General features: G+C 70.1%; 28 protein-coding genes. 9 read left to right on the top strand and 19 right to left on the bottom strand.

The window, feature by feature from the left end; translation table 11 throughout:
• Positions 1 to 6: 6 nt before the first annotated feature.
• The 8 genes from DVK07_RS07770 to glyA form a co-directional block, all read right to left on the bottom strand.
• Positions 7 to 1,728, bottom strand: coding sequence for an aldehyde ferredoxin oxidoreductase family protein (locus DVK07_RS07770; protein WP_121596523.1), 1,722 nt, complete (start codon positions 1,726 to 1,728; stop codon positions 7 to 9).
• Positions 1,729 to 2,241: 513 nt separating this feature from the next.
• Positions 2,242 to 2,670: a type II toxin-antitoxin system VapC family toxin gene (locus DVK07_RS07765; RefSeq protein WP_121596522.1), complete on the bottom strand. Its 429-nt coding sequence runs from the start codon at positions 2,668 to 2,670 to the stop codon at positions 2,242 to 2,244.
• Entirely contained in the window at positions 2,670 to 2,915 is a 246-nt protein-coding gene (locus DVK07_RS07760) for an AbrB/MazE/SpoVT family DNA-binding domain-containing protein (RefSeq protein ID WP_121596521.1), read from the bottom strand. The genes DVK07_RS07765 and DVK07_RS07760 overlap by 1 nt, the downstream gene beginning before the upstream one ends.
• 92 nt (positions 2,916 to 3,007) lie before the next feature.
• Entirely contained in the window at positions 3,008 to 3,535 is a 528-nt protein-coding gene (locus DVK07_RS07755; RefSeq protein WP_121596520.1) for a metallophosphoesterase, read from the bottom strand.
• Between the two features lie 60 nt (positions 3,536 to 3,595).
• Positions 3,596 to 4,597 (bottom strand): ornithine cyclodeaminase family protein, encoded by a 1,002-nt coding sequence (locus DVK07_RS07750; protein WP_121596519.1) that lies wholly within the window; start codon positions 4,595 to 4,597, stop codon positions 3,596 to 3,598.
• 58 nt (positions 4,598 to 4,655) lie between these two features.
• Entirely contained in the window at positions 4,656 to 4,895 is a 240-nt protein-coding gene (locus DVK07_RS07745; protein ID WP_121596567.1) for a hypothetical protein, read from the bottom strand.
• 192 nt (positions 4,896 to 5,087) lie between these two features.
• Complete coding sequence (locus tag DVK07_RS07740) at positions 5,088 to 5,498, bottom strand: DUF3054 domain-containing protein (protein ID WP_121596518.1); 411 nt, start codon at positions 5,496 to 5,498, stop codon at positions 5,088 to 5,090.
• 92 nt (positions 5,499 to 5,590) lie between these two features.
• Positions 5,591 to 6,838, bottom strand: coding sequence for a serine hydroxymethyltransferase (glyA, locus tag DVK07_RS07735; RefSeq protein WP_121596517.1), 1,248 nt, complete (start codon positions 6,836 to 6,838; stop codon positions 5,591 to 5,593).
• A gap of 240 nt (positions 6,839 to 7,078) precedes the next feature.
• On the opposite strand from glyA, the gene tbsP reads away from it, so the two are divergent.
• The 5 genes from tbsP (at position 7,079) to DVK07_RS07710 (ending at position 12,380) form a co-directional block, all read left to right on the top strand.
• The gene (gene tbsP / locus DVK07_RS07730) at positions 7,079 to 7,900 is read left to right on the top strand and encodes a transcriptional regulator TbsP (protein ID WP_121596516.1); all 822 of its coding nucleotides are present in this window, start codon (positions 7,079 to 7,081) and stop codon (positions 7,898 to 7,900) included.
• Between the two features lie 105 nt (positions 7,901 to 8,005).
• Positions 8,006 to 9,697, top strand: coding sequence for a YcaO-like family protein (locus tag DVK07_RS07725; RefSeq protein ID WP_121596515.1), 1,692 nt, complete (start codon positions 8,006 to 8,008; stop codon positions 9,695 to 9,697).
• Between the two features lie 99 nt (positions 9,698 to 9,796).
• The gene (locus DVK07_RS07720) at positions 9,797 to 10,135 is read left to right on the top strand and encodes a cupin domain-containing protein (protein WP_121596514.1); all 339 of its coding nucleotides are present in this window, start codon (positions 9,797 to 9,799) and stop codon (positions 10,133 to 10,135) included.
• A gap of 142 nt (positions 10,136 to 10,277) precedes the next feature.
• Positions 10,278 to 11,555, top strand: coding sequence for an aminotransferase class V-fold PLP-dependent enzyme (locus tag DVK07_RS07715; protein WP_121596513.1), 1,278 nt, complete (start codon positions 10,278 to 10,280; stop codon positions 11,553 to 11,555).
• Positions 11,556 to 11,789: 234 nt separating this feature from the next.
• On the top strand, positions 11,790 to 12,380 hold the full coding sequence (locus DVK07_RS07710; RefSeq protein WP_121596512.1) for a response regulator: 591 nt from the start codon (positions 11,790 to 11,792) through the stop codon (positions 12,378 to 12,380).
• A 67-nt stretch (positions 12,381 to 12,447) separates the two neighbouring features.
• Here DVK07_RS07710 and DVK07_RS23250 read toward each other — a convergent pair whose 3' ends face one another.
• The gene (locus DVK07_RS23250; RefSeq protein WP_017343975.1) at positions 12,448 to 12,615 is read right to left on the bottom strand and encodes a hypothetical protein; all 168 of its coding nucleotides are present in this window, start codon (positions 12,613 to 12,615) and stop codon (positions 12,448 to 12,450) included.
• Between the two features lie 113 nt (positions 12,616 to 12,728).
• On the opposite strand from DVK07_RS23250, the gene DVK07_RS07705 reads away from it, so the two are divergent.
• From DVK07_RS07705 to DVK07_RS07695, 3 genes are all read left to right on the top strand, one after another.
• On the top strand, positions 12,729 to 13,829 hold the full coding sequence (locus DVK07_RS07705; RefSeq protein ID WP_121596511.1) for an NADH:flavin oxidoreductase/NADH oxidase: 1,101 nt from the start codon (positions 12,729 to 12,731) through the stop codon (positions 13,827 to 13,829).
• 92 nt (positions 13,830 to 13,921) lie between these two features.
• Positions 13,922 to 15,187 (top strand): enhanced intracellular survival protein Eis, encoded by a 1,266-nt coding sequence (eis, locus tag DVK07_RS07700; RefSeq protein WP_121596510.1) that lies wholly within the window; start codon positions 13,922 to 13,924, stop codon positions 15,185 to 15,187.
• Positions 15,188 to 15,260: 73 nt separating this feature from the next.
• The gene (locus DVK07_RS07695; protein WP_121596509.1) at positions 15,261 to 16,118 is read left to right on the top strand and encodes a hypothetical protein; all 858 of its coding nucleotides are present in this window, start codon (positions 15,261 to 15,263) and stop codon (positions 16,116 to 16,118) included.
• A 13-nt stretch (positions 16,119 to 16,131) separates the two neighbouring features.
• Here DVK07_RS07695 and DVK07_RS07690 read toward each other — a convergent pair whose 3' ends face one another.
• The 9 genes from DVK07_RS07690 to DVK07_RS07645 form a co-directional block, all read right to left on the bottom strand.
• Positions 16,132 to 16,881, bottom strand: coding sequence for a sugar phosphate isomerase/epimerase (locus tag DVK07_RS07690; protein ID WP_121596508.1), 750 nt, complete (start codon positions 16,879 to 16,881; stop codon positions 16,132 to 16,134).
• Positions 16,882 to 17,519: 638 nt separating this feature from the next.
• Positions 17,520 to 18,590, bottom strand: coding sequence for a methionine synthase (locus DVK07_RS07680; RefSeq protein ID WP_121596506.1), 1,071 nt, complete (start codon positions 18,588 to 18,590; stop codon positions 17,520 to 17,522).
• A complete protein-coding gene (locus tag DVK07_RS07675; protein WP_121596505.1) occupies positions 18,590 to 19,606 on the bottom strand; it encodes a 5-methyltetrahydropteroyltriglutamate--homocysteine methyltransferase in 1,017 nt (338 codons plus the stop codon). Before DVK07_RS07675 ends, DVK07_RS07680 begins: the two co-directional genes overlap by 1 nt.
• Before the next feature lie 94 nt (positions 19,607 to 19,700).
• Positions 19,701 to 20,294 (bottom strand): HemK2/MTQ2 family protein methyltransferase, encoded by a 594-nt coding sequence (locus DVK07_RS07670; protein WP_121596504.1) that lies wholly within the window; start codon positions 20,292 to 20,294, stop codon positions 19,701 to 19,703.
• Entirely contained in the window at positions 20,294 to 21,493 is a 1,200-nt protein-coding gene (locus tag DVK07_RS07665; protein ID WP_199719436.1) for a mechanosensitive ion channel family protein, read from the bottom strand. Before DVK07_RS07665 ends, DVK07_RS07670 begins: the two co-directional genes overlap by 1 nt.
• A gap of 2 nt (positions 21,494 to 21,495) precedes the next feature.
• The gene (locus DVK07_RS07660) at positions 21,496 to 22,383 is read right to left on the bottom strand and encodes a 16S ribosomal RNA methyltransferase A (protein WP_121596502.1); all 888 of its coding nucleotides are present in this window, start codon (positions 22,381 to 22,383) and stop codon (positions 21,496 to 21,498) included.
• Positions 22,384 to 22,460: 77 nt separating this feature from the next.
• Complete coding sequence (locus DVK07_RS07655) at positions 22,461 to 23,084, bottom strand: DUF655 domain-containing protein (RefSeq protein ID WP_121596501.1); 624 nt, start codon at positions 23,082 to 23,084, stop codon at positions 22,461 to 22,463.
• A gap of 149 nt (positions 23,085 to 23,233) precedes the next feature.
• On the bottom strand, positions 23,234 to 23,590 hold the full coding sequence (locus DVK07_RS07650; protein WP_121596500.1) for an RNA polymerase Rpb4 family protein: 357 nt from the start codon (positions 23,588 to 23,590) through the stop codon (positions 23,234 to 23,236).
• Between the two features lies 1 nt (position 23,591).
• On the bottom strand, positions 23,592 to 23,885 hold the full coding sequence (locus DVK07_RS07645) for a 50S ribosomal protein L21e (RefSeq protein ID WP_004597168.1): 294 nt from the start codon (positions 23,883 to 23,885) through the stop codon (positions 23,592 to 23,594).
• A gap of 194 nt (positions 23,886 to 24,079) precedes the next feature.
• Here DVK07_RS07645 and mptA point away from each other — a divergent pair, with 194 nt between their 5' ends.
• A complete protein-coding gene (gene mptA / locus DVK07_RS07640) occupies positions 24,080 to 25,006 on the top strand; it encodes a GTP cyclohydrolase MptA (protein ID WP_121596499.1) in 927 nt (308 codons plus the stop codon).
• Positions 25,007 to 25,495: 489 nt separating this feature from the next.
• Here mptA and DVK07_RS07635 read toward each other — a convergent pair whose 3' ends face one another.
• Positions 25,496 to 26,302: a TrmB family transcriptional regulator gene (locus tag DVK07_RS07635; RefSeq protein WP_121596498.1), complete on the bottom strand. Its 807-nt coding sequence runs from the start codon at positions 26,300 to 26,302 to the stop codon at positions 25,496 to 25,498.
• Positions 26,303 to 26,310: the final 8 nt, after the last annotated feature.

The raw sequence follows: 26,310 nt of genomic DNA, 5'->3' as shown, positions 1-26,310 counted from the left end.
TCCGGCTCAGTCGTCGGCCGTCGCTCGGCTCCCGGCGTCGAGGTCGTCGCCGTGGCCCGGGACGGTTCCGTCGTCGTTCCAGCCGCGGAGCGCGTAGTACTCCGAGAGGGCGTCGTCGAACCCGTCGATCGCGTCGGCGTACGGGAGCGTGTCGTCGGCGCGGTCGAAGCCGCGGGCGTTGTTGAACGCGCGCTCCAACTCGACGACCCGCGCGCCCAGCGTCTGGAGGTCGTCGTAGTCGGCGTCGAGCAGCGCGGCGAGCCGATCGTCGGTGACGACGCCCCGCGAGAACTTACAGATCACGGCGGAGTCCAGCACCGCGTTGCGGTTCTCCTTCGCGACGAGCTTCGGAGGTTTCCCGTCGAGCCCCTGCGGGTCGAGCGCGTCGTCGGGGTCGACGAGCGGGTACTCGTAGGGGTAGAACTCCCCGTACATGTGGTCTGCGCCGCGGTTCGCGGTCGCGAAGGCGAGCCCCTGCCCGTTGAGCGCGCGGCCGTCGTGGCCGGAGAACGCCATCCCCTTCACCGTCCAGTCCTCGGCGCCGAACTCCTCGCTGGCGCGGTGGACGCCCTCCGCGAGCTTGTCGCCGACGCCCTCGCGGTAAGCGATCTGCTCGACGAGCGAGCGGACGAGCTCCGCGTTGCCGAACTCGTCTTCGCTCTGGAGGAACATGGAGACGACGTCGCCACAGGAGATGGTGTCCATCCCCAGCTCGTCGCACAGCTCGTTCGCGGCCATCACGTCGACGACGTCGTCGACGCCCGCGTTGGAGCCGAACGCCATCACGGTCTCGAACTCGGGCCCCTCCGTCTCGACGCCCGTCGCCTCGTCGCGCGTGGGGAGCTTACAGGCGAACGCGCACTGCGAGCAGGTCCCCTTCTTGTACTTCTTCTCCTCGACGCGGTCGCCGGAGATGCCCTCGACCCCCTCGAAGGAGGTCTCGGCGAAGTAGTAGGAGGGGAGCGCGTCCACCTCGTTGGCGAGCTCCGTCACGCTCGTCGTCCCCTGCCGCTTCATGATCGAGTCGGAGGTGGCCGCCTCGCGGTGGACCTCGCCCGCCTCGTCGGGCCAGTCGAGGTCGATCTCGGCCTCGGAATCGCCGTCGAAGGTGAGCGCCTTCACGCCCTTCGAGCCGAGGACGGCCCCCAGCCCACCGCGCCCGAACGCCCGCGTGTCCGAGGTCATCACCGACGCGAAGCGGACCTCGTTCTCGCCAGCGGGACCCACGCAGGCGACGTGTTCCGGCTCCAAGTCGTGGCTCTCCGCGAACCGGTCCGAGACGGCGGACACCTCCGCCTGCTCCAAGTCCGGGACCTCCTCGAAGGTCACGTCCGGTTCGCCGTCCGGACCGATTTCGCGGACGTGGACGGCGAGCAGGTCGTCGCTCGCGCCGACGAGCTCGACCGCGGCGTACCCCGCCCCGGTGAAGTTCCGCGAGAGGAACCCGCCCGCGTTCGACGACAGCAGGCCGTTCGTGAGTGGCGAGAGGCCCGTGGCCGCCATCCGACCGGTGTAAGAGGTCGTCGAGTACTGCATCGGCCCGGTCGAGAGGTAGAGTCGGTTCTCCGGGCCGAGCGGGTCGGCGTCGAACGGGATCCGGTCGTACGCGAGCGACGTGTTGAGCCCGCGGCCGCCGACGAACGACGCGAGCCGGTCGTCGATCGGCGTCGTCGACGCGGTCCGCTCGGTCAGGTCGATCGTGAGGAGCGGTCCCTGTGCGTGTCTCATGGACGAACAGAGCGAACGAGCGGCGATAAAACTCCGGGTGAGAACGTGGTTTAAATATCAGTTCGCGGTGCCGTGACCATTTATAAAAGAAAATGCGGTGGCGCGTGCCTGCGAGCGGCCGCCAGCGGCGGCCGCGAGGAGCCCGCGAGGGAGTCAGCCGCCCGGAGCGAAGCGAAGGGCGGCTGACGAGGCTGGGGAGGCGTGAGGTGCTGTGCGGTGCGGGGCGGGATTCAAAGGGGCAGTCGCGAGGACGGCGCAGACGACGTAAGCACCGCAGGAACGAGCGTAGCGAGTGACGAGGAGCGCAACGAGTGTGCGCCGTCCTCGCGGCTGGGGCTTTGGTGGTGTTCGCCGTCGATCCGCGATCAGTCGTTTATAAGCGAGCGGCTGGGGCTTTGGAGGTGTTTGCCGTCTATCCGCTATCGGCGATAAATAGCCAGAGGACCGGGGATTTGGCGGTCCTACCCCAGAGATATTGAAGAGTTCGTGACAAAGTCACTCACTCCGAACCAGCTAACTGAAAGGGTTGTCAGCGGTCTCCAAGCGTGTGAAACCCTCGACCACGTCGAAGTCGTCGTCAAAGGAATAGAGATACTCAACTCCTTCCCGATTCAGGTACGCGGCGATGGTCGCGTCCACGAACGAGAGTTCGTTGTGTTGGCGGAAAAGCGGCTGTGCGGCGTTGAAATCCACCTGCGGGGAGTGAACAATCTCGAAATGTGCGCCCTCGATAAGCCGATCCAGCAGTCGGTTCGCGGCATCTGGGCCGAGTTTCTCGCGAGAGAGGTTCAGTAGCTCCGCGACGACGTAGTCCGTTATGACGGCGTCCGGCAGTTCCCCGTGGTCGATTCCGCGGACGATCTCCCGAGCGCGGTCGTGGTACTCATCGCGGGCACTAGCACTGGCGAAGAGGACGTTCGTGTCCAAGAGGGCGACTGCCATCACTCGCCTCCGAACTCGGCCTCCGCTTCGACGGCGTTCGTCTCGCCGGAGTCCACGGGTTCGAAATCGTCGAACACGCCCTCGCGTTGATGGACGATCTCGACCGAGAGCGCACCGTCTTCGTCTGTGGTCCACCGGAGCTTGTCACCCGGCTCGATGTCAAGTCGCTGGCGGAGGTCTGCCGGGATCGTGACCATCCCCCGATCGCTGACCGTCGTTTCTTCGGACCTCTCCTCAGTCGCCATACCGGGATATTCCGGTTCGACTCTCATACATGTTTCTCCACATGTGGAAGAAGTAGGCAGTCGATGATGCGTCTTCACCGTCGCTTCCGGAGTTATCCGTCGAGGACGTGGTGCGTCACGGCGTCCGCCCCGGACTCCGCCGTGTCGAGCGTCGCGACCCGGAACGTATCGTCCGCACCCTCGACCGGGATCGGAAGCCCGCCCGGATTCACGCGGACGGTCCCGTCGCGCTCCTCGACGCCGTGCGCGTGGGTGTGACCGTGGAACACGTAGTCGTAGTCGCCGCAGTCGACGAGCGCGTCGACGACGAGGTCGCTGGTCCCGTGAGTGACCGCGACATCGACGCCGTCGGTTCCGCTCGCACCATCAAAGGAGAGCGCGGCGGCCTCACCGTGGTACGCGCCGAACGCCTCGACCGTCGACGCGACCGCCCACTCGCCGTCGTTGTTCCCGCGGACCGCGTGGAAGTCGAAGTCGCCGTCGAACGGCGTCACGGAGAAGGGCGCGACGAAGTCGCCGCAGTGGACGACGACGTCGACGCCCTCGCGCTCGAACAGCGAGACGGCCGCCTCGACGGCGGCGAGGTCGTCGTGCGTGTCGGAGACGATTCCGATCAACATGTCTGCCGGGAGGCGGGCGCGGCACTTGAACCTCTGGCTACCGCCTCGCGGCTCTCGCGACTACTCCCCCGTCAGCGCCTCGCTCGCGGGCGCGAAGTCGATGGTCTGTCCGCGCCCCTTCTCGCTCGCGCGCTTATAAAGCATGTACGCGGCCGCGACCGTCTCGACCCCGCTCCCGCCGGAGTCGAAGACGGTCACCTCCTCGTCGCTCGTCCGGCCCGGGTGATCGCCCGCGACGACCTCGCCGAGGTCGGCCGCGATCCCCTCGCCCTCCGCGATCAGTCCGGCCTCGACCGCGGCGAGGTACGAGCCGGCGTCCTGCGTCGCGCGCGCTCGGAGGTCGGGGACGTAGGTGGCGCGCGCGACGAGTTCGGGGGGCAGCTCGTTCTTCTCCGGATGGTACTGCCCCATCGCGGTGACGTGCGTCCCCGGCTCCACGTCGGCGTCGTCGATCACGGGGTCGCTCGCGGTCGTCGCGGTGATCACGACGTCGGCGCCCGCCAGCGCGTCGCTCGCGCTCTCGACGGCCGACACGTCGGCGTCGAGGCGCTCGTCGAAGTCGGCGGCGAACGCCTCGCGGTTCTCGGCGGTCGGCGAGAAGACGCGGACCGCCTCGAACTCGCGGACGGTCGCGGTCGTCGCGAGCTGCCCGCGCGCCTGCGCGCCGCTGCCGATCACGGCGATCTCGGTCGCGTCCTCGCGGGCGAGCGCGTCGACCGCGACCGCCCCGGCGGCACCCGTTTTAAACGGGTTCATCGACGCGCCGTCGAGCAGCGCGAGCGGCTCGCCCGACTCGGCGTCGAACAGCGGGGTCATGAACCACGCGTCCTCCGCGCCGAAGCCGGCGGAGTACGTGTACCCGCCCATCGCGCCCGTCTCCGGGAGGAGGGCGGCGTAGGTGGTCAACATGCCCGGCGGCTCGCGGTTGTACAGCTTCGTCCGCGGCTCGGCCGGCGCTCCCTCGCCGACCTGACGGTACGCGTCGCGCACGGCGGCGACGTAGTCGGCCGGCTCGGCGAGGTCGTCGACCTCGGAACTCGTGAGGAACAGGGCGTCCGTCATACCCGCCCACTCGGGGCGCGGGGACTAAACGGTACAGGACGCGGCGAACGGCGACGCGTCACGCGGACGACCGGCCGCCCGGTCCCCCATCTCCCCGACCGGGGCGCGACGCGTCCGCCGGCGCGTCGCCGGTGACCGGGGCCCTGACGAATATCGCGTGGGCCACGACGGTGGCGGCGGCCACCGCGCCCGCGGGCAACGCCGACATCAACGACAGCCCGACAAGGTTGAGGAAGGCGGTCACGCCGATCAACGCTGCCGGGATGAGCCCGAGGACGTAGTCGTAGTATCCAGTCATGCTGTCGTTGAATACTAGTGGGAAATCCATATTAAATCTTTCTCGGTGTTCGGTGAGAGTTCGTTCGTGAACACGGAGACGTTACTCGTAACTTATGAAGGCCGTGGCCGTGTCGATACGAATCGAGGCCCCGGCGAGAAGGCGGAAGACAGCGTTCAGGCGCCGAATTCGAGGGCGAATCGGATCAAACCGCTACCGGAGCTTGAAGTACACCGCGCGCCAGCCACCGAGTGCGACCGAGCCGAGCACCAGCATGACGACGGCGAACGCGGGCGCGGCGCCGCCTCGGAAGACGAACGCGCGGAGCGCCAGCCCGACGACGGCGGCCGGGATCCACGACCGGATCACGAGCGGGACCGACGACTTCGCGGTCTCGACGGCCCCGGCGGAATAGGCTCCCACGAGCGGCGCGATCAGGGCCCACGCGATCAGGAACGGCGCGAACACTTCGAGCAGGTAGAGCGGGTTCGACGACAGGAACTCGACGCTGCTGTGGTTGATCGCACCGATCGTCAACAGGACGATCAGCGCGATCAGGTCGCCGACCGCGAGGGGGACGGCGGCGCGGTCGAGGCGTGTTGCGAGGAACGACGAGTCGGCCATACCGACCCGTCGGGCTCCCCCCTACTTTGTACGCACGGATTCGGTCGGACGGTCGAGCACCGCCGACTGCGACGTCGCCGGCCGGTGTGCCGCTACTCGTACAGCGGATGCGCCTCGCAGAGCTCGGCGACGCGCTCGCCGACCTCGTAGATGACGTCCTCGCTGTCGACGTTGTCGACGACGCGGTAGATCAGGTCGCCGACCTCCTCGATCGCGTCGGCGTCGAAGCCTCGCGTCGTCAGCCCGGCGGTGCCCGCGCGAATCCCGGAGGGGTCGAACGGCGACCGCGTCTCGCCGGGGACCGTGTTCCCGTTGAGGACGATGTTCGCGGCCGCGAGCGCGTCCTCCGCGTCGCCGCCCGAGAGGTCCGGGTGCGAGTCGCGCAGGTCGGCCAGCACGAGGTGGTTGTCCGTCCCGCCGGAGACCAAGGAGAGGCCGTGTTCCTGCAGCGTCTCGGCGAGCACCTCGGCGTTGTCGACCACGTTCCGGGCGTACTCCTCGAACTCGGGGTCGAGGGCCTCCTTGAAGCCGACCGCCTTGCCGGCGACGTTGTGCATCAGCGGGCCGCCCTGCCCGCCGGGGAAGACGGCCGAGTCGACGTCGTCCGCGAACTGCTCGTCGCACATCACGATCCCGCCGCGGCCGGCGCGGATCGTCTTGTGCGTCGAGCCGGTGACGAAGTCGGCGACGCCGACCGGCGACGGGTGGACGCCGGCGGCGACGAGCCCGGTGATGTGCGCGATGTCCGCGAGGTGGTAGGCGTCGACCGCGTCGGCGGCCGCCTGGATCTCCTCCCAGTCGACGGTGCGGGGGTACGCGGAGTAGCCCGAGACGATGATGTCCGGCTCGAACGACTCGGCCGCGGCGCGGAGCCCCTCGTAGTCGATGTACCCCGTCTCGGGGTCGACCTCGTACTGCTCGACGTCGTACAGCTGCCCCGTGAAGTTCGCGGGGTGGCCGTGCGAGAGGTGCCCGCCGTGGTTGAGGTCCAAAGAGAGGATCTTGTCGCCCGGTTCGAGGACGGAGTAGTACACCGCCTGGTTCGCCTGCGTGCCGGAGTGGGGCTGGACGTTGACGTGGTCGGCGCCCCACAGCTCCTTCGCGCGCTCGATCGCCAGCTCCTCGACCTCGTCGGCGTACTCGCAGCCGGCGTAGTAGCGCGACCCGGGATAGCCCTCGGCGTACTTGTTGGTGAGGACGCTCCCCTGCGCCTCTAAGACCGCCTCGCTGACGTGGTTCTCGCTCGCGATCATCGCGAGCGTCTGCTCCTGTCTGTCGCGCTCGCCCGCCAGCGCGTCGGCGACCGCCGGGTCGACCTCCCGGACGTGCTCGTAGTCCATGTGCGAACGCGGGCGCGACCGCGCATTAATCCTTCCGTCGCCGTCGGAACTGCCGTCGCTCCGCCCCCGAACGCGGTCCGGCGTCGCCCGACGATCCCGGGGCGTCGTCCCGATCCGCGGATCGATACCCGAATCGACTCATCCCCCGATTTCGGCTATTTGAGGCCCGCTACGAGCGTTGTTCGATCCATTAACCCCGTTAATATTAAATACGCAACCGACTTTCATACCGAGAGACAGATGGTGTCGAATTTACTGGCGGCCGACGTCGAGGCCGCGCTCGAAGCGGCCTTCGCGGGGGACGACGACGAGCTGCTCGTCGTTGACCCCTCCGGGGAGACGATCGTATCGCTGGTCGAGACCGCGGTCGGGCGGGACGACCTCCCGGAGCTGTCGATGCTCGCCGACGAGCGCACCCTCAAGGACGTCATGGACGACTTCGTCGTCGCGTCCCGGGCGGCCGACCTCGTCGCCGACGGCGCCTTGGACCTCCGGGTGCTCGACGGGGAGGTCGACAACGCCCTGTTCGTCTCCCCGTCCCGGGTCGTCGCCCTGGTCACCGCGGGAGACGGCGTCGCCGCGCTCTCGACCGACGACGACGAGTTCGTCGACGAGGTGTACGACTCCCACCGCGGCGCGTTCGACGAGGCGGAGCCGTACACGCTCCGCACGCCGGCCATCAGTCGGGTCCGCGAGACGATGGAGGCGGAGATCGGCGAGGCGGCCCGCGCCGACTTCGACGCCGTCCTCGACGCGACCGAGCGCGACGGCGGCGCCGACCTCGACGAGGTGACCGTCTCGCTGCTCGTCGCGGCGAAGAACGACGTGCTGCTCTACGACATCTCGAAGTGGGGCGAGGACGTCGGCATCGCCTCGAAGGCGACGTTCTCCCGGACGAAGACCCGCCTCGAAGACCTGGGGATCATCGACACCGAGAAGGTTCCGATCGACGTCGGCCGCCCCCGGCTCCGCCTAAAGCTCGGCGACGAGCGCCTCGAGGGCGTCGACGCCGCGGAGCTGGCCGCCGAGGCCGCCGAGATGATGGCCGCGACGCCCGCCTGAGCGCACTCGCGAACGCCCGCTCCGACTCTCGCCGCGGCACCGCTGAGCGAGCCGCCGCCCGCCGCGGACCCGCGCCTTTTTTTCGCCGCCTCGCGTCGACCGGGTATGGATATCGGACTTGTCGGCGACGGGCCCGCGGTCGAGGCGACCGAGGCCGCGCTCGGCGACGTCGACGTGAACGCGATGCCCGTCGAGGCCGACCTGCTCGACGGGTTCGACCTCGCGGTCGTCGTCGACACCGCCGGGTCGTCGGCGTTCGCGACCGCGAACGAGCTCCTCGACCGGTGGGTCGCCGTCGAGGTGGGCGGGCTCGGCGGCGTCCCCCTCGACGACCTCGACGCCGCGGTGACCGTCTTCGACGACGCCTGCTACGACTGCCTGCGCGCCCGCGTCGAGAGCGGCGGCCCGGAGCCGGCGGACGCGCCGGCCGGCCGCCGGTCCGCCGTGCGCTACGCCGGCGCGGTGGCCGGGCGACGGACGATTCGACTCCTCGCCGGCGACCCGGTGGCCGACACCGTCGTCGAGGTGCCGGGCCCCGAGCGGACGCTGCTGCCCGCGCCGGGCTGCGGCTGCGGCGACGATCCCGGCGACGCGCTTCCGCGGGACCACGCCGACCGCGGGCTCTCGGAGACCATCGACCGCGCGGAGCGCGCCGTCGACCCTCGGATCGGCGCGCTGAGCGAGGTCGGCGAGCAGGAGTCGTTCCCGCTGCCGTACTACGTCGCGCGGGTCGCGGACACGACGCCGTTCTCGGACGCGGACGCGGCCGACTTCGGCGGGGGCGCGGCGGCCGACTGGGACGCCGCGTTCATGAAGGCGCTCGGCGAGGGGTTAGAGCGGTACGCGGCCGGGATCTACCGCGGGGCGTCGTTCACGCGCGCGCCGGCCGCGAACGTGCCGAACCCGGTCGCGCCGGACGCGTTCGTCCGCCCGGAGGGCGCCGAGGCGTACGACCGCGGCGACCGGCTCCCGTGGGCCCGCGGCGAGCGCCTCGGGACCGGCGACCCCGCGAGCCTCCCGGCGGAGTTCGTTCACTTCCCGCCGCCGGAACGCCGGTACCGCCCGCCGATCACGACCGGGCTCGGGCTCGGGAGCTCCGGACCGGACGCCGCGCTCTCGGGGCTGTACGAGGCGATCGAGCGCGACGCGACGATGACCAGCTGGTACTCCACGACGGAGCCGCTCGGCCTCGACGTCGACGACCCCGGGTTCGCCGAGCTGGAGAAGCGGGCGCGCGCGGAGTCGCTGTCGGCCACGGCGCTGCTCGTCACGACCGACGTGGACGTGCCGGTCGTCGCCGTCGGCGTGAGTCGGGAGGGCGACTGGCCGCGGTTCGCCGCGGGGTCGGGCGCCGACCTCGACCCGACCGCGGCGGCGCGGAGCGCGCTCGCCGAGGCCCTCCAGAACTGGACGGAGCTCCGTTCGATGGGCCGAGAGACGGCCGACGAGCAGGGCGCCGCGATCGGTCACCACGCCGACCTGCCCGCCGAGACGGCGGCGTTCTTCGACCCGGACGCGACCGTCGCGGCGGAGGGGCTCGGCGAGCCGGCGCTGTCGGGGACCGAGGAGCTCGACGCCGTCGTCGACCGCGTCGAGAGCGTCGGGCTCGACCCCTACGTCGCGCGGGTGACGACGCGCGACCTCGAAGCACTGGGGTTCGAGGCCGTCCGCGTGCTGGTGCCGGGCGCGCAGCCGCTGTTCACCGGCGACCCGTTCTTCGGCGACCGCGCACGCGAGGTACCGCGCTCGATGGGGTTCGAGCCGGCGCTCGACCGGCCGTACCATCCGTTCCCGTGACGGGGCGGCCCGAGCAGCGTCCCGCCGGTCGGGCTGCTCGCTCCGGCGGCGACTGCCCGCGCCCGCGGATTTAGGTGCCTCCGGGTCGCGGGAGACCGTATGGACGTCGTACCCGACGCGGACGTGGAGGCGGTCGAGGCGGTCGACGGCGCGTTCCTCACCCAGGGCGCCGTCGGCGAGGGAATGAGCATCCAGCGGTTCGAGATCGACCCGGGCGAGGGGGTCCCGGAACACGACCACCCGCACGAGCAGATCGGCGTGATCACGGCCGGGCGGCTGACGTTCCTCGTCGACGGCGAAGAGCGCGTCGTCGGCCCCGACGACACGTACGTGATCCCCGGCGGCGAGCCGCACGCGGCCGAGAATCGGACCGACGAGCCGGTCGTCGGCTTCGACATCTTCGCGCCGCCGCGGGCGAATCCCGACTGGGGCGAGTAGGCGGGCGGTAGCCCGGGGCGGGCCGGATCGAGTCGAATTCGGGTCGCGGACCCCCGCGAAACGCGCGATCCCGCGCGTCAGCGATACCCGCAACACGTACCGGACCGAAGGTGTGTTAGTGTTCGGGGCCCGATAACGGGTAATGGGAGTTCAGGAACAGTACCCGTTCGACGTGGAGGCGCTCCGCGCCGACTTCCCGATCCTCGATCGGAAGGTCGGCGGGGACCCGGAGACGGCCGGGGAGGGCGAGGGCGACGACACCCCGCTCGTCTATCTCGACAACGCGGCGACCTCGCACACGCCGGACCCGGTCGTCGACGCCATCTCGGACTACTACCGGAGCTACAACGCCAACGTCCACCGCGGGATCCACCAGCTGAGCCAGGAGGCCTCCGTCGCCTACGAGGAGGCCCACGACGCGGTCGCCGACTTCATCGGCGCGCAGGGTCGCGAGGAGATCGTCTTCACCAAGAACACGACGGAGGCGATGAACCTCGTCGCCTACGCGTGGGGGCTCGAAGAGCTCGGTCCCGGGGACAACGTCGTCCTCTCCGAGATGGAGCACCACGCCTCGCTCGTCACCTGGCAGCAGATCGGCAAGCGGACGGGCGCCGACGTGCGCTTCGTCGACGTCACCGACGAGGGGCGGCTCGACATGGACCACGCCGCCGAGCTGATCGACGACGACACCGAGATGGTGTCCGTCGTCCACGTGTCGAACACGCTCGGCACCGTGAACCCGATCCGCGAGCTGGCCGACATGGCCCACGAGCGCGACGCCTACATCTTCGCCGACGCCGCGCAGTCCGTGCCGACGCGCCCGGTCGACGTCGAGGAGTTAGACGTCGACTTCCTCGCCTTCTCCGGCCACAAGATGTGCGGCCCGACCGGGATCGGCGCCCTCTACGGCCGCGAGGAGATCCTCGAGGAGATGAGCCCGTACCTCTACGGCGGCGACATGATCCGCCGGGTCTCCTTCGAGGACTCCACGTGGGAGGACCTCCCGTGGAAGTTCGAGGCCGGGACGCCCTCCATCGCGCAGGGGATCGGCCTCGCGGCGGCGATAGAGTACCTCGAAGAGGTCGGCATGGACCGGATCGAGGCCCACGAGGACCTGCTGGCCGAGTACGCCTACGACGAGCTGGAGGCGCTCGGCGGCGTCGAGATATACGGCCCGCCCGGCGACGACCGCGGCGGCCTCGTCGCGTTCAACGTCGAGGGCGTCCACGCCCACGACCTCTCCAGCATCCTCAACGACTACGGCGTCGCGATCCGCGCCGGCGACCACTGCACCCAGCCGCTCCACGACGAGATGGGCGTCGCCGCCTCCGCGCGCGCCTCCTTCTACTTCTACAACACCGTCGAGGAGGTCGACGCCCTCGTCGACGCGGTCCGCGAGGCGCGCGACCTGTTCGCCTGAGCGGCCGTTCCCGCGGCTCGTCCCCGCGATCGGAGGGGCGGGCGCGCGATCGAGTGACCCGTCCCGTTCTCGTCCGGTGTTTTCGTAGTGATACCACCGAATAGTCGGCGCTAAGCGGTGTGACAACGGTGATCGCGGTATTATTATTACGACCCCGCGGCGATTACGTACGAAGAAAGTAACTACCGACGTAGTAAGTTGTCCTCCGACGAGACGTCGCCCGCCACACAACGCATGACCGACCACACCACACCGCCGTCCGACACGTCCGCAGCCGCGAACGCAGCCGCCGATCGAACCGAGCCGCCCGAGGCCGACGCGGGAGACCGCGGAGCGCCGATCACCGTCCTCCAAGTCGAGCCCGACGCGCGCTCCGCCGAACTCTTAGAGGCGTTCGCGGCGCGGCTCACTGACCGCGTGCGAGTTCGTTCCGTGGAGCGCCTCGCGGACGCGCTCGACGCGCTCGACGCCGGAGTCGAAATGGACGGGGAACGCGTCGCGGTCGACTGCGTCGTGACCGAGCAGCTGCTGCCCGACGGCGACGGGATCGAGCTCACGGAGCGGCTCCGCGGGGCGGGCAGCGGACTGCCGGTCGTCTTCAACACCACGTGTCCGAGCGAGGAGCGCGAGGCCGCGGCGTTCGGCGCCGGTGCGGACGCCTACTTCGAGAAGGGGGCCGACCGCGGCCGGTTCGACGCAGTGTTGGACCGGGTCCGAGCGCTCGTCGAGGAGCGTGGCGGCCGCGCGGGAGGCGCCGAGCCGCCGGTCGCGCAGACGCCGCGGACGCCCGGCTCGCCCGGGGAGCGGCTCCGCTCCGAGGAGTGAGGGCGGCGGCGCCGCACGCCGCGGACGCCGCGGACGCTGCCGTCCGCGAGAGGCGCCGTGAAGCTCCCTATCGCTCGCGGTCGAGGTCGACCGTGAGGTCGGTCGCGATCCACGCGTCGGTGTTGCCCTGTTCGGCGAAGACGGTCCGCTCCTGGGAACAGCGGGTCGCGGCGACGGTCGGCCGCTCGTCGGCCGCCGCGTCGGCGTCCCGCTCGATCCGGTCTCCCGTTGTCATTACCGTCCGCTCAGGGACCGGTGGTGTTATAGATTTCGGTCGGCCTAAACCGTCGGCGGCGAGCCGCGCGGGGGATCGGAGGGACTTACCTCGGGGCGGTCGTTCGTCCGCACGTGACCGACACGCTGTTCACGCCGCTTACGCTTCGCGACACCGAGTTCCGAAACCGCGTCATGTTGTCGCCGATGTGCCAGTACTCCGCCGACGAGGGGCTGGCGAACGACTGGCACCGGGTCCACCTCGGCGCCCGCGCCGCCGGGGGCGCGGGCGTCGTGATGACGGAGGCGACCGCCGTCGAGGACCGCGGCCGCATCACGCCGAACTGCCTCGGGATCTGGTCCGACGACCACGCCGAGGCGATCGAACCGATCATCGAGTTCGTCCGCTCGCAGGGCGCGACGCCGGGGATCCAGCTGGCTCACGCCGGCCGGAAGGCGTCGCACCGCCCGCCGGCCGAGGGGAGCGGTCCCATCTCCGTCGACGAGGCCGACGGCTGGGAGACGGTCTCCGCGACCGACGAGCCGTACCCGCACCCGGACGTCGACAAGGGGGACCTGACCGAGACGCGGCGACTCGACGGCGACGGGATCGACGAGGTGATCGACTCGTTCGCGGCCGCCGCGGAGCGCGCGCACGAGATTGGCTTTGAGGTCGCGGAGGTCCACGCCGCCCACGGCTACCTGCTCCACCAGTTCCTGTCGCCGGTCACCAACGACCGCGACGACGAGTACGGCGGGAGCTTCGAGGACCGGACCCGGCTCGTGCGCGAGGTCGTCGAGTCCGTGCGCGAGGTATGGCCCGACGGGAAGCCCGTCTTCGTCCGCATCTCCGCGACGGACTGGCTCCCCGAGCGCGACTCGTGGGACGTGGACGACTCGGTGCGGCTGGCGCCCCTGCTGGCCGAGGCCGGCGCCGACCTGATCGACGTCTCGGGCGGCGGGATCCACCCGGATCAGGAGATTCCGAGCGCGGGCCCGGGCTACCAGGTCCCGTACGCCGAGGCGATCCGCGAGGGGACCGACGTGCCCGTCGCCGCGGTCGGGGGGATCACGGAGCCGACCCACGCCGACGCCCTCGTCCGGAACGAGCGGGCCGACCTCGTCGCGCTCGGCCGTGAGATGCTCCGACACCCCTACTGGCCGCTGGAGGCCGCCCACGAGCTCGGCGAGGAGGCCGAGTGGCCGGTCCAGTACCGGCGCGGGCGCTTCGACTGAGCGGTTCGGGCGGGCGACCGCCGGCACCGAAGGGGTGAGAAACACACGCAGGCGCCGGGAAGGCTTATCCGGCTCCCGGGCGCCGACGGCGTATGGGCGACCTCGACTACCGACCCTTCCCCGAGGAGCGCGGCGACGAGTTCAGCGCGTTCATGCGCTACGCCTTCTCCCCCGAGGAGGGGCCGTACGACCCCGAGGCAGACGACGAGGACCGCGAGTACCTCGCCGAGTTCCGCGGGCTGTTCGACGGCGAGGAGCCGGTCGCGGTGTGCGGTCACCACGACTTCTCGCTCCGGATCCGGGGGCGCGACCGCGACGTTGCGGGCCTCTCCGCCGTCGCCTCGCCGCCCGAACACCGGCGACAGGGGCATATCGAGCGGCTCCTCCGCGAGTCGCTGACGGAGTCCCGCGACGACGGCGTGCGCTTCTCCGCGCTGTGGCCCTTCGAGCACCCGTTCTACCGGCGCTACGGCTGGGCGACGGTGAACCGCTACCGATGGGTGAAAGCGCCCCCGGAGCAGTTAGCGTTCGCGGCCGAGAGGAGCGCCGACCCGGCAGGAGACGACGGCGATGGCGACGAGCCGGGTCGCTTCCGCCGGCTCGACGAGGACGACCACGACGAGGCCGCCGGCCTCCTCGCCGCGACCGCGGAGCGCTACGACTTCACGATGGCGCGGACCGAGGCGTGGTGGCGCGAGCGCACCCTCCGCGGGTGGAAGACGGACCCCTACGTCTACGGCTTCGAGCGCGACGGCGACCTCCGTGCGCTGCTATCGTACACGTTCGAGGAGCGCGACGGCGACGGGCGCGCGATGGTCGTCTCCGACGCCGCGGTCGCCGACCCCGACGAGTGGGACCGCGTCTTCCGGTTCTGTCGGGACCACGACTCGCAGGTCGAGCGCGTCCGGCTCCGGCTCCCGGCCGACGTGAGCCTCCTCGACCGCGTCGACGACCCCCGCGCGGTGACCGAGGAGGTCCGCGCCGGCCCCATGTTCCGGCTCGTCGACGCGGCCGCCGCGCTGGAGGCGTTAGAGCCCGACTCCGACCTCGACGCCGCGTTCACGCTCGCGGTCGAGGACCCCCTCGTCGACTGGCACGACCGACCGGTCCGAGTGACGGTCGCGGACGGCGAAGTCGACGCCGAGCGGGTCGACGCCGGAGAGGAGAGTTCCGCTGCCGCCCCCGACGTGACCGCCGGCGTCGGCGCGCTCTCGCAGCTGTACGCCGGCTACCGCGACGTCGACGACCTCCGCGCGCACGCCGCGCTCGACGTCGCTGACGGCGCGCCCGACGGCCTCGCCGCCGACCTCGCCGCCCTCTTCCCGCCGCGCCGTACGTTCCTGCGCGAGGGGTTCTGAGCGGAGCGGGGCGCCGTACTCCGCTCACCGAGCGCTGCCGGGCTTTTTATTCGCGGACCGCCTACGACGCGGCATGAGTTCCCGCGACCCGCGAGACGACGACCTCGAGGAGCGGCTCGACGAGCTCGAGGACGTGCTGAGCGAGCTCCGCGCCGACCTCCGGGAGACCGAGCGCGACCGCCGCGGGCCCCCGCGGCCGCCCCGGCTCTCGGAGCTGGTGCGATTCACCGAGGAGTACACGATTCCGACGCTCATCGCCCTACTGGAGACGACGATCAAGTCGCTCGAACTGCTTCAGGGCACCCTCCGGCTCGCGGACCCCGGTCGGAGCGTCGCCGAGGGCGCCGAGGGGGCGGGCGACCGCCTCGCGGACGTGCGCGACGGCGCGACCGCCGGGCTCTCGCGGTCGCTCTCGGAGCTCCGGACCGCGCTCTCGGAGGCCGACCTCCCCGAGGACGCCGCCTCGCGCTCGATCATCGCCGACGCGCGCGACCTCACCGCGGAGATCGAGTCCCGGATCGACGAGGGGCGCCGCGAGGCCGACGCCGCACGTGACCGGCGGCTGGGGCGGGAGCGTGACCGGGACCGGAGCGACGGGCGACGAACACGGAACGAGGGAGGCGCCGACCGAGACGACGACACCGACCCGGTTCAGATTCACGTGACCGATCCCGACGCGGACGCCGAGGACGCCGCGTCCGAGGGCGAGGCGGCCGAGGACGCCGACGACCCGCCGGAGGTCGACGTCGAGTCCGAGCTGGAGTCGATAAAGCGCCAGATCGACGGCGACGAGGCCGAACCGGACGCTGGCGAGAACGCTCCCGTCGAGGACGACGACGCGGGGAGCGGCGTGGACGAGGAGAGCGAGGCGGACGGCGCGCGCGACGCGGACGACGCGGACGCCGACGGCTCGGACGACCGGGCGAACTGAGCCGCAGTTTTCTTTAAAATGAAAGGCCGAGCCGGTCGGCGACGCGCTCGGCGGAGTCGAGGAGGAGCGCCTCGTCGTCGGTGAACACCTCCAGCGCGACCGTGCCGTCGAAGCCCGCGAGCTCGGACTCGACGAGGTCGTAGTCGACCTCGCCGGCGCCCACGGGGAGGTGCGTGTCGCCGCGGCGGCGGGCGTCGTGGCAGTGGAGGTGCGAGACCCGGTCGCCGTGGCTCCTGAGGAACCGCTTGATCGCCTTGTTGCCGCCCTCCATGTACGCGTGGCCGAGGTCGAAGCAGACCGGGGTGTCCGTCTCGCGGGCGAGGTCGCCGAGGACGGAGAGCTGGAGCCCCGCGTGTTGGTGGCCGACGTTCTCGACGACGACCTCGACGCCCGCCTCGCGGCCGGCGTCGGCGACTCGCCGGAGCTGCTCGCCGGCGGTCTCGCGGAACTCGACGTCGTCGCGGTCGGCGGAGGTGGCGTGGAGGACCGCCTTCTCGGCGCCGAGGTCGCCGGCCGCATTTAAAAGCCGGCGCTGGTAGTCGACGATGGCGTCGTTCACCTCGGGGACGTACGTCGCCAGCCGCTGGCTGTACGGGAGGTGGACGAGCAGGTCGCGGTCGCCGAGCGCGTCGGCGAGCCGGTCGGGGTCGATCTCGCCCGGGACGAGCGTCGGCTCGCCGACGCCGAGTTCGCAGAAGTCGAACCGCGCGGGCGACGCCGCGAGTCGGTCGAGGTCGTCGCCGACGGTGAGGCCGATCTCCATGTCGGCGGTGGGTGCGGCGGCTTTGTATAGATGGTGCCGGCGGGTCGATGGCTCTGTTGCGATCCGGTGGACCGTTTTCGATACCTCGATCGCTCAGTACAGACGTAGCGACGAGCGATTTCGGGAGTGAGTATCGTAGATCGCCGATCGCGATGTCGTTTTTAAATAGCCGTGAGCGACGCCTTCGAGCGCTTATAAATGGTAGGCGGTGGCGCGCCTGCGAGCGGCCGCCATCGGCGGCCGCGAGCCAGCCCGCGAGGGACGCCGCGAACGCCCGCAGGGCGTGAGCGGCGAGGCTGGGGAGGTGTGAGGCTGCGGTGCTGTGCGGTGCGGGCGGGACTCAAAGGGGCAGCCGTCGAGGCGGGCGGAGGCGATGTAAGCACCGCAGGAACGAGCGAAGCGAGTGACGAGGAGCGCAGCGAGCGTCCGCCCGCCTCGACGGCTGGGGCTTTGGAGGCACTCGCCGCAGCAGCGTCACTCACTTATAAACAGCCGACAGCAACACGCCAATTCTCTGTATAAACGACTCCACTCACGATGTACTACACGTACTCCCGCTATCGAACAGGAAGCGCTCCGGTTCTCCCGGTCGTCTCAGTGGGAACCGGACTGACGGAGGAACCCGAAACAGCGCCGCCTCAGTCGTCGAGCGGGTTGTCGAGGTCGATCTCGCCGGAGTCGATCTCGGCTTCGACCTCGCGGACCGCGGTGACCATGTTCTCCGTCTTGCCGTACGCGATGTCGCGCGGGAGGAGCTTCAGCCCGCAGTCGGGCGAGATCGTGAGCTTCTCCGGCGGGACGACGCGGAGGCCTTGGCGGATGTTCTCCTTGATCTCTTCGACCGACTCGACCTCGGCGGTGTGGGCGTCGACGACGCCGAGCGCGAGGTCGGGCTCGAACTCGGGGTCGGTGAACGTCGGGATCTGCTCGAAGTCACCGTTACACAGCTCCACGTCGAACTCGTCGATCGGGTAGTCGTTGATCTCGGGGTAGATCCGCGAGTAGTCGCCGTAACAGACGTGGAGGCCGATGCGGACCTCCTCGGGGATGCCCGCGGCGATGCGTTCGAGGGCCTCGCCGACGATGGCGTGGTCCTCCGGGGTCGTCGCTAAGGCGGGCTCGTCGATCTGGATGTAGCGCGCGCCCGCCTCGACGAGCTTCTCGACCTCCTCGTTGACGAGGTCCGCGAGGTCGTAGACGAGCTCCTCGGTGGAGGGGTACGCCTCGTTGAACGCCCAGAAGCCGAGCGTGTACGGGCCCGTGATCGGGACCTTCACCGGGCGCTCGGCGGCGTTCGAGGTGAACTCGAACTCGTCGACGAGCCACGGCTCGTCGTACTCGACCTCCTCGACCACGCTCGGCTTGTCGAAGTAGTTGTGGCCCCACACCTTCACGGGGCCGTTGAACTCGTAGCCGTCGATGCGGTCGGCGAAGAACTCCACCATCTCGTTGCGGCGCATCTCGCCGTCGACGACCGTGTCGAGCCCGGCGCGCTCGTGCTCGTGCGTGATGAGCCGGCAGGCGTCGTCGTGGGCCTCTTCGAGGTCCGACGCGTCGAACTTCGAGTCGGGGTCGTCGACCAGCTCGTCGGCCCGGTTGAGCCACTTCGGCTTCGGGTAGGAGCCGACGACGGTCGAGAGCAGGAACGTCTCGTTCGGGTGGTCGTGCGGGCGGAACTGGTCGCGGTTGGCGGCTGGGTTTCGGACCATCAGTCGAGCACCTCCGCGGCGGCGGCGAGCGCGTTCAGCTTCTCGCGGTACTTGTTCGTCGGCAGGTAGAACAGCTCGGTGTTCGGCGTGAGGTAGGTCCGGTCGAACCCCTCAAGGGGGATCTGTTCCTCGAACCACTCGACGCGCTCCGCGACCGTCTCCGCGTCCTCGACGAGCGTGTTCTGCCCGTCGACGAGGCCGAGCGACAGCGAGTCGGTGGAGCCGAACTCCTGGACGTTGTAGACGGTGTCGTCGCGGTCGCCGGCGACGAGGTCGAGGCCGAGCGCGTCCGCGCCCGCCTCGTCGACGAGGTGGGCGTACAGCTTCTCGCCGAGCGCGCCGTAAAACGTCTGGACGACCACGTCGGCGTCGGTCTCGGCCGCGACCGTCGCGATCGCGTCGGTCGCGCGCCCCTCGTCGCCCTCGGCGGGCGGGTTCGTGACGAGCGACGGTTCGAGGAGGAACAGCGTCTCGTGGTCGGGGAACGCCGCGACCTCGCCCGCGAGGAACTCCGCGATCGCCGCCTGGAACTCCGCCTCGTCGCCGTAGTACTCGTCCGTCGCGAGGTCCGCCAGCGAGTACGGCCCGGGGAGCGTCGTCGCGAGCGACGCGTCGGCGGCGCCGTCGGCGTCGTCGAGCAGGTCCGCGGCCTTCTCCAGTTCGCCGGCCACGTCGCCGGAGGCGCCGATGTCGTCGACGACGCGCGGGTCGCGGTAGAAGTTGTTGTTGTCGTAGTACCGCACGATCCCGCCGGTCTCGACGCTGTCGTGGACCGTCAGCGGGTGCGCGATCATGTCGTCCCAGCGGCCCTGCCCCTCACTGATCAGGTCGAGGCCGGCGTCCAGCTGGTCGTCGACGTACTCGGCGCGCACCTCGCCGTACTCCGCCGCGATCGACTCGCTCTCGTCGCCGCTCAGTAGATCTCCCTTCTGGTGGCCCTTCAGGTCTGAGAGCGTCTCTTTCGCCCGGTCCGGGAGCGGGTACAGCCCCGGCGTCGCCGCGACACGTTCGGTCATCACCGTCCGTTAGATATACCGTCGTATAATATTTGCTAATGTGTGATATGCCCTATAATAATACTACTGCGAGGGCGGCGACGAGGGGAGAGCGTCACGCCCGCCGGAGCGCCAGCACCGTGAGCGTCTCGAAGGGGAACGACTCCTCGACGACGACCTCGTGGTCGAACCCCGCGTCCTCGACCAGGGCGAGCACCTCGTCGTACCCGGTGAGCGAGGAGACCAAGAGAAGGACGACGCCGTCGGGCGCGAGCACGCGCCCCACGTCCGCGAGGAACGGTTCGATGAGTTCGCGGCCCGACTCGCCGCCGGAGAGGGCGTGTTCCATCCAGTCGTCCCACTCGTTTTCGGGGTCGGTCGGCAGGTACGGCGGATTGAAACACACCGCGTCGAACGCGTCCGCGCGGAACGGCGAGAGCAGGTCGGCGACGACGGCCTCGACCCCGCGCTCGCGGGCCTGCCGCGCCGCGTGCGGATTGAGGTCGCTGCCGACCACGTCGAGGTCGCGCTCGGTCGCGACCCGCTCGGCGACCCACCCCGAGCCCGTCCCGACCTCCAGCACCCGCCCGTGCGCCTCTTCGATCGCCGCCTCAGCGAGCAGCCCGGAGTCCTCGGCGGGCTGGTAGACCGTGACGTCGTCGAGGCCGCGTCGCTGCGCGAGGTCGGCGTCGCGCTCGTCCGCGGTCATCAGTCGTCACCCTCCGCCTCGGAGTCGTCAGCGTCGTCGCCCTCCGCCTCGGAGTCGTCAGCGTCGCCGTCGCCGGAGCTTTCAGACCCGCCGCGCGTCGCCGCCCGGTCCTCGACCGCCGCGTCCAACTGCGGCCCTGAGGCGTCCTCCGCGCGGGCGGAGAGCGTCTGCTGCGGGAACGGGATGACGATCCCGTCGTCTTCGAGCGCGCCCTTCATCGCGTTCATGGCCGCCGTCTGGGTCCGCCAGCGCTTCCGCATGCTCGGGTTCCGGATCCAGTAGCGGAGCCCCAACACGACCGCCGAGTCGTCGAACCGCTTCGTCACGGCGTTCGGCTCCGGCATCTCGGCGACGTCCTCGACGTCCGCGACCGCCTCCTCGACGACGGCGGCCGCGCGCTCGACGTCGGTGTCGTAGTCGACGCCGACCTCGATTTCGATCCGCAGCCGGTTCCGCCGCGAGCGGTCGACGATCGACCCCGAGCGGACGTCGTCGTTCGGCATCGTGATCACCTCGCCGTCGAACGACCGGAGGCGGGTGCTCATGATCGATATCTCGGTCACGGTCCCCTCGTGGTCGCCGATCTCCACCCAGTCGCCGACCTCGAAGGGGCGCGAGAACATCAGCACGAACCCCGCGAGGATCGCGCCGAGCGTCTGCCGGGCCGCCATCCCGATCACGATCCCTAAGAATCCCGCGCCGACGAGGAGGCTGCCGACGTTCTCGGTGAACAGCCCGACGACCGCGAGGATCGCCGACGTGTAGACGGTCAACTGCGTGATCCGGAGGATCACCTCCTGCTGGTGTTTGGAGATCGACGCGCTCTCGGCGCCGACCTCGCGGACGACGCCGCCGAGGAAGTCCGTGAGCGCGTACGCGATCGCGAGGAGGATCACGGCGAGGACGACGTTCGACAGCTGGTTCGCGCTCAGCGCCGAGCGCGCCGTCTCGAAGAGGGCGCCGCTCCGGTCCCACACCGCGATCAGCGTGAGCGCGCCGGCCGCGGTCGCGACGCCGACCGCCGCCGACAGCAGGAGCCGCTGCGTGGAGCTGAGGTCCCGGTCCCCGTGCTTCAGTCGCCCCGTCAGGAACCGGACCGTCACCACCGCGGCGACGATCCCGACCGAGGCGGCGAACCGCTCGAAGTTGCCCGCGAGCGCGCGCTGGAGCTCCGTCACGACGCCGATCCAGCTCGTCATAGTCACGTCTCCGTCGGGGCGCCGCGCTCGCGGGCCAGCTCCGCCAACGCGGCGAACGCCGCCGGTTCCAGCGTACCCGGCCGGCTGCTCATGAGCTCCTCGTCGGCGGCGTCGACGACCGCGTCCGGGTCGTCGAGCCCCGAGATGTGCGCCGTGTTCCGCACCGCGTTCCGCACCGTCTTGCGTCGCTGGGTGAACAGCGCCTTCACGAACCGGAGGAAGAACGCCTCGTCGCCGACGGCGTACTCCGGGTCGCGAGGGATACAGCGCACGACGGCGCTCTCGACGGCGGGCTGGGGGTCGAACGCCTCCTTCGGGACGCGCTCGACGATCTCCACGTCGGCGTAGTGCTGCGCCGACACCGAGAGCCGGCCGTACTCGGACTCGCCGGCCGACGCCACCATCCGGTCGGCGAACTCGGCCTGGAACATCAACACGAGCGGTTTCTTCTCAGGGAGCAAGCGGAAGGCGATCTCCGAGGAGACCCCGTACGGGAGGTTGGCGACGCAGGCGGTGAACGGCGGGAGGTCGACGTCGAGCGCGTCCCCCTCGACCACGTCGAGCAGGCCGTCGGCGACCGCGGCCGCGAACTCCTCGCGGAGGAAGTCGGCGAACGCGCCGTCGCGCTCGATCACCGTCAGGCGCCCCGAGGAGTCGCTCGCCGTCGCCAGCAGCCGGTCGGTGAGCGCGCCCGCGCCGCCGCCGATCTCCAGGAGGTGGCTCCGGTCGGCGTCGTCCGGGAGGTACCCCGGGATCCGGTCGAGGACCCGGTCGTCGACGAGGAAGTGCTGGTCGCGGCCGGGGTCGGCGCGCGCGCCGGCCCGCCTCGCGAGCGCGTCGGGATCGCGGCTCCCGTACGCGGCGCCCTCACCCGTCGATGAGTCGGTCATAGCCGGGGTACACGCGGTGTTCGGGTAAAAGCCTCGTTTCGGGGTCACCGGAGCGGCCTCCGAGGGAGGGCGCCGCCTTACTCCTCGCGGCCGACGAACGTCCGGTACTTCAGGTCGTCCTCGCGGATCTCCTCGACGATCCGTTCTAAGATCACCTCCCGCGGGCGGTGGAGCCCGGAGATGCGCTCCTCGACGTCGGCGAAGCTCTCGAAGGGCCCGCGCTTCCGCTCGTCGAGGAGGTCGTTCCGCAGCTTCTTGCCGATTCCGGGAAGCAGGTTCAGCTGGTGGAGCCGGAGGGTGATCGGCCCCGCCTCGTTGTAGAAGTCGACGAACCGCTCCTCGTCGGCCTCGACGATCGCCTCGGCGGCGTACTCGATCTCCGCGGCCGCGTTCCGCGTGAGGTCGTCGAACGAGACCTCGCGGTAGCGGCCGACGGTCGGCCCGTCCAGCGCGATCCGGTCGCCCACCGAGGCGTCCGCGTCGTCGGCGAGCGTCAGCTCGTACAGCGCGAACGAACCGACGCCGAGCCCGTACGCCACCGGCGACTTACTGGACTGCGGGCGGTCGTCGTCCGGCCGCCCGTTCGGCAGCACGTCGAGCAGGACGGCGGTCGGGCCGTCGTCCCCGGCGGCGGCGTCCGCGGCGGCGTCGCCCCCGCTCCGATCGTCGGCCGGCGTCCCGTCGCCGTCGGCGTTGTCCATGTATCGTTTATCGCTCCGAGCGGTGAAAAAACCGCTGGCGAGGCGGGACGTCGCGGCGGAGAATCTGGCGAGTCGAGAACGGAAGGGCAGGGCGCGGAAGGGGAGGAGCGGGAAGGAGAGAAGGTCGTGCGAATCGGCGCGAGCCGCGCTCAGGCGTACTTCGCGACGACGTCGAGGATCTCGTCGAGCTCCTCGCCGTCGAGCGAGTAGCGCTCCTGGGCGAACACCGAGCGGAGCTCCGTGCGGTCCTCGGGGAGCAGGTCCGCGATCTTCACCGCGGTCGGCACGTCGATCTGTTCGAGCTCGGCCAGCTCCTCGACGAGCTCGCGGGACTCGTCGGCGTCGAGCTCCGCGAACCGGTTGACGTGCTCGATCGCGCGAGCCAGCTCGTAGCGGAGGTCGCGGTCCTCGTCTTCCGCGCGCTCGTCTTCGATCTCCACGAGGATCTCCTTCGCCTCGGAGGTGGTGACGTACTCCTCGTCGAGCTTCTCTTTGAAGATGGTCATCTCAGTTCTGCTGCGCGCTCATGTGGGCGGCGGTGACGATGAGCGTCTTCGTCTTGCCGCCGTCCGGGATCTCGACTTTGAACGCGGAGCCCTGCTTGCCGACGACGGTCCCGGTACGGCCGTCGAACCGCGGGTGGAAGCGTCCCTTGGGGACGCTCGGGTCGATCTTGAGGTGGACCTGCGACCCCTCCTCGAACTCCTGGATCGCTCGCTGCGGCGGGGAGGTCCCGCGGTTTCGGGGTTTGTTCGAGAGCTTGTCGCGAGTCGCCTTCTGCGGCCCATTGGAACTCGGCATGGTCTTGGGACACCTTCCGCTGCCGCCGTTATAAATCGTGCGTTACGACCCGCGGGACGTGGGCGTCTCACACGCGCGAGTCGACGGCGAGCGCCGCGCCGCCCGTTCGCGCGGTCGGGTCGCACGCGGGCGACTACCAGACGCACCTCCCCCTTCCGAAAGGGCTAATCCCGGCAGTCCCTATCATGTTCGTAATGAGTCATCAGCTGCCGGACGTACAGGCTTCGGCCCCCGACGTCACCGTCGGGCTCTCGCAGGTCGGCGTCACCGGCGTGGAGAAGCTCGTCAAGCTGGCGCGCGGCGACAAACGGCCCATCGTCCTCATGGCCGAGTTCGAGGTGTTCGTCGACCTCCCGAGTGGCCGAAAGGGGATCGACATGTCGCGGAACCTCGCGACGGTCGACGAAATCTTAGAGGACATCACCCGCGAGGAGGCGTACCGCGTCGAGGACGTCTGCGGCGACGCCGCCGAGCGACTCCTCGAGAAACACGACTACACCACCACCGCCGAGGTGTCGATGTCGGCGGAGCTGGTCACCCGCGAGAACACCCCGGCCTCCGACATCGAGACGCAGAGCACGGCGACGATCGTCGCCAGCGCCGAGGCGACCGAGGACGGCACCCGCGAGGAGATCGGCGCCGAGGTGACGGGCATGACCGTCTGCCCCTGTTCGCAGGGCATGAGCGAGTCGCGGGCCCGCGACAAGCTCGCCGAGCTGGGCGTCGACGAGGAGACGACAGAGGAGTTCTTAGACGCCGTCCCGCAGCCGGGCCACTCCCAGCGCGGCCACGCGACCCTGACGATCACGACCGACGGCCACCCGGACGTGGACCTCCGGGACGTGATCGACGTCGCCCGCGACTCGATGAGCGCCCGCATCTACAACATGGCGAAGCGGCCCGACGAGGACCACATGACCTACGAGGCCCACGCCGACGCGAAGTTCGTCGAGGACTGCGTCCGCGCGCTCGCCGAGGGCACCGTCGAGGAGTTCCCGCACCTCTCGGACGACGCCGTGATCCACATGAAGCAGTCGAACGACGAGTCGATCCACCAGCACAACGCCCACGCCGAGCGCGAGGTCCGCTTAGGCGACCTGCGGGACGAACTCGACCGATAAGAGCGTGTAGACGTGGTCTCCAAGCCATTTTAAATAAGTCCGGGCGTTGCTGTCGATTGTTTATAAGTAGTTAGCGGCGCGGCAGCGAACATTTCCAAAGCCCCAGCCGCTCGCTTATAAATTGCTGATTACAGATCGACTGCGAACACTTCCAAAGCCCCAGCCGCTCGCTTATAAATTGCTGATTACAGATCGACTGCGAACACTTCCAAAGCCCCAGCCGCGAGGCCACCGTACGCTCGCTGCGCTCCTCGCTCAGTCACTCCGTTCCTTCGCTGCGGTGCTTGGGTCGCCTACGGTGGCCTCGCGACTGCCCCTTTGAGTCCCGCCCCGCACAGCACCGCAACCGCACCTCACGCCTCCCCAGCCTCGTCGGTCGCCGTCGCTCCGCTCGGCGACCGACTCCCTCGCGCGTGCGACTCGCGCCCTACGGGCGCTCGTCGGCACGCGCCACCGCACTACCGTTTATAAGCAGATGTTGTCAGCCGCTTATCCGAACGTCAGCGGCTCCGCCTCCGCCCAGCGCGGCTCGAACTGGTCTTTGACGCTCGTCGCGAACTCGATGTCCTTCACGTCGATCATCGCGAACGGCTCGTCCGCCGACAGCGGGTGGGGCACCTCGATACACACCTCGATCTCGTCGAACACGTTGAACGTCCCGTCGATTCCCGGGATTGTCCGAACCTCGAACCCCTCCATGTCGGCCAGCTCCGACGTGTACCGACGACCGACGCTCCGGGGGAGCTCGTCGACCGTCGCCGGCGACAGCAGCACCCGGATCTCCACGCCGCGGTCGAGCGCGGCTTCCAGCTCGGCGGTCACGCGCTCGCCGATCGTGCCGAGGTCGAAGCCGGTCGCGGGCGCGCCCGCGACCACGACGACCCGGCGCTCCGAGGCGGCGATCCGCTCTAAGAGGAGGTCCGTCGCCTCCTCGGCGCCGACCGCCGCGGTCCAGAACTGGCCGTCGACCGGCTCGCCGGCGTCGAGCTCGGTCGAGAGGTCGTCGACGACCGACTCGTACTGCTCCGCCTGCGTCCGGAGCTCCTCCTTCTTCTCGTCGAGCAGGCGGTCGAGCGCCGCGTCCGGCTCGACCGCGACGTACTTCTTCGGCCGGCTCGCCGCCTGACTGCGGACGAGATTGTGCTGCTCCAAGCTGTTGAGCACGTCGTAGATCCGTCCCATCGGGACCTCGCTGGCCCGCGAGAGGTCCTTCGCCGTCGTCGGCCCGGTCCGGAGGAGCGCGCGGTACGCCCGGGCCTCGTACTCGGAGAGGCCCAGATCGCGGAGAGATGCCATACCCGGGG

The sequence above is a fragment of the Halorubrum sp. Atlit-26R genome (assembly GCF_003666015.1).
Taxonomy (GTDB): Archaea; Halobacteriota; Halobacteria; order Halobacteriales; family Haloferacaceae; genus Halorubrum.
The sequence above is the reverse complement of the archived record's forward strand: the minus strand, read 5'-3'. Positions and strand labels throughout refer to the sequence as shown.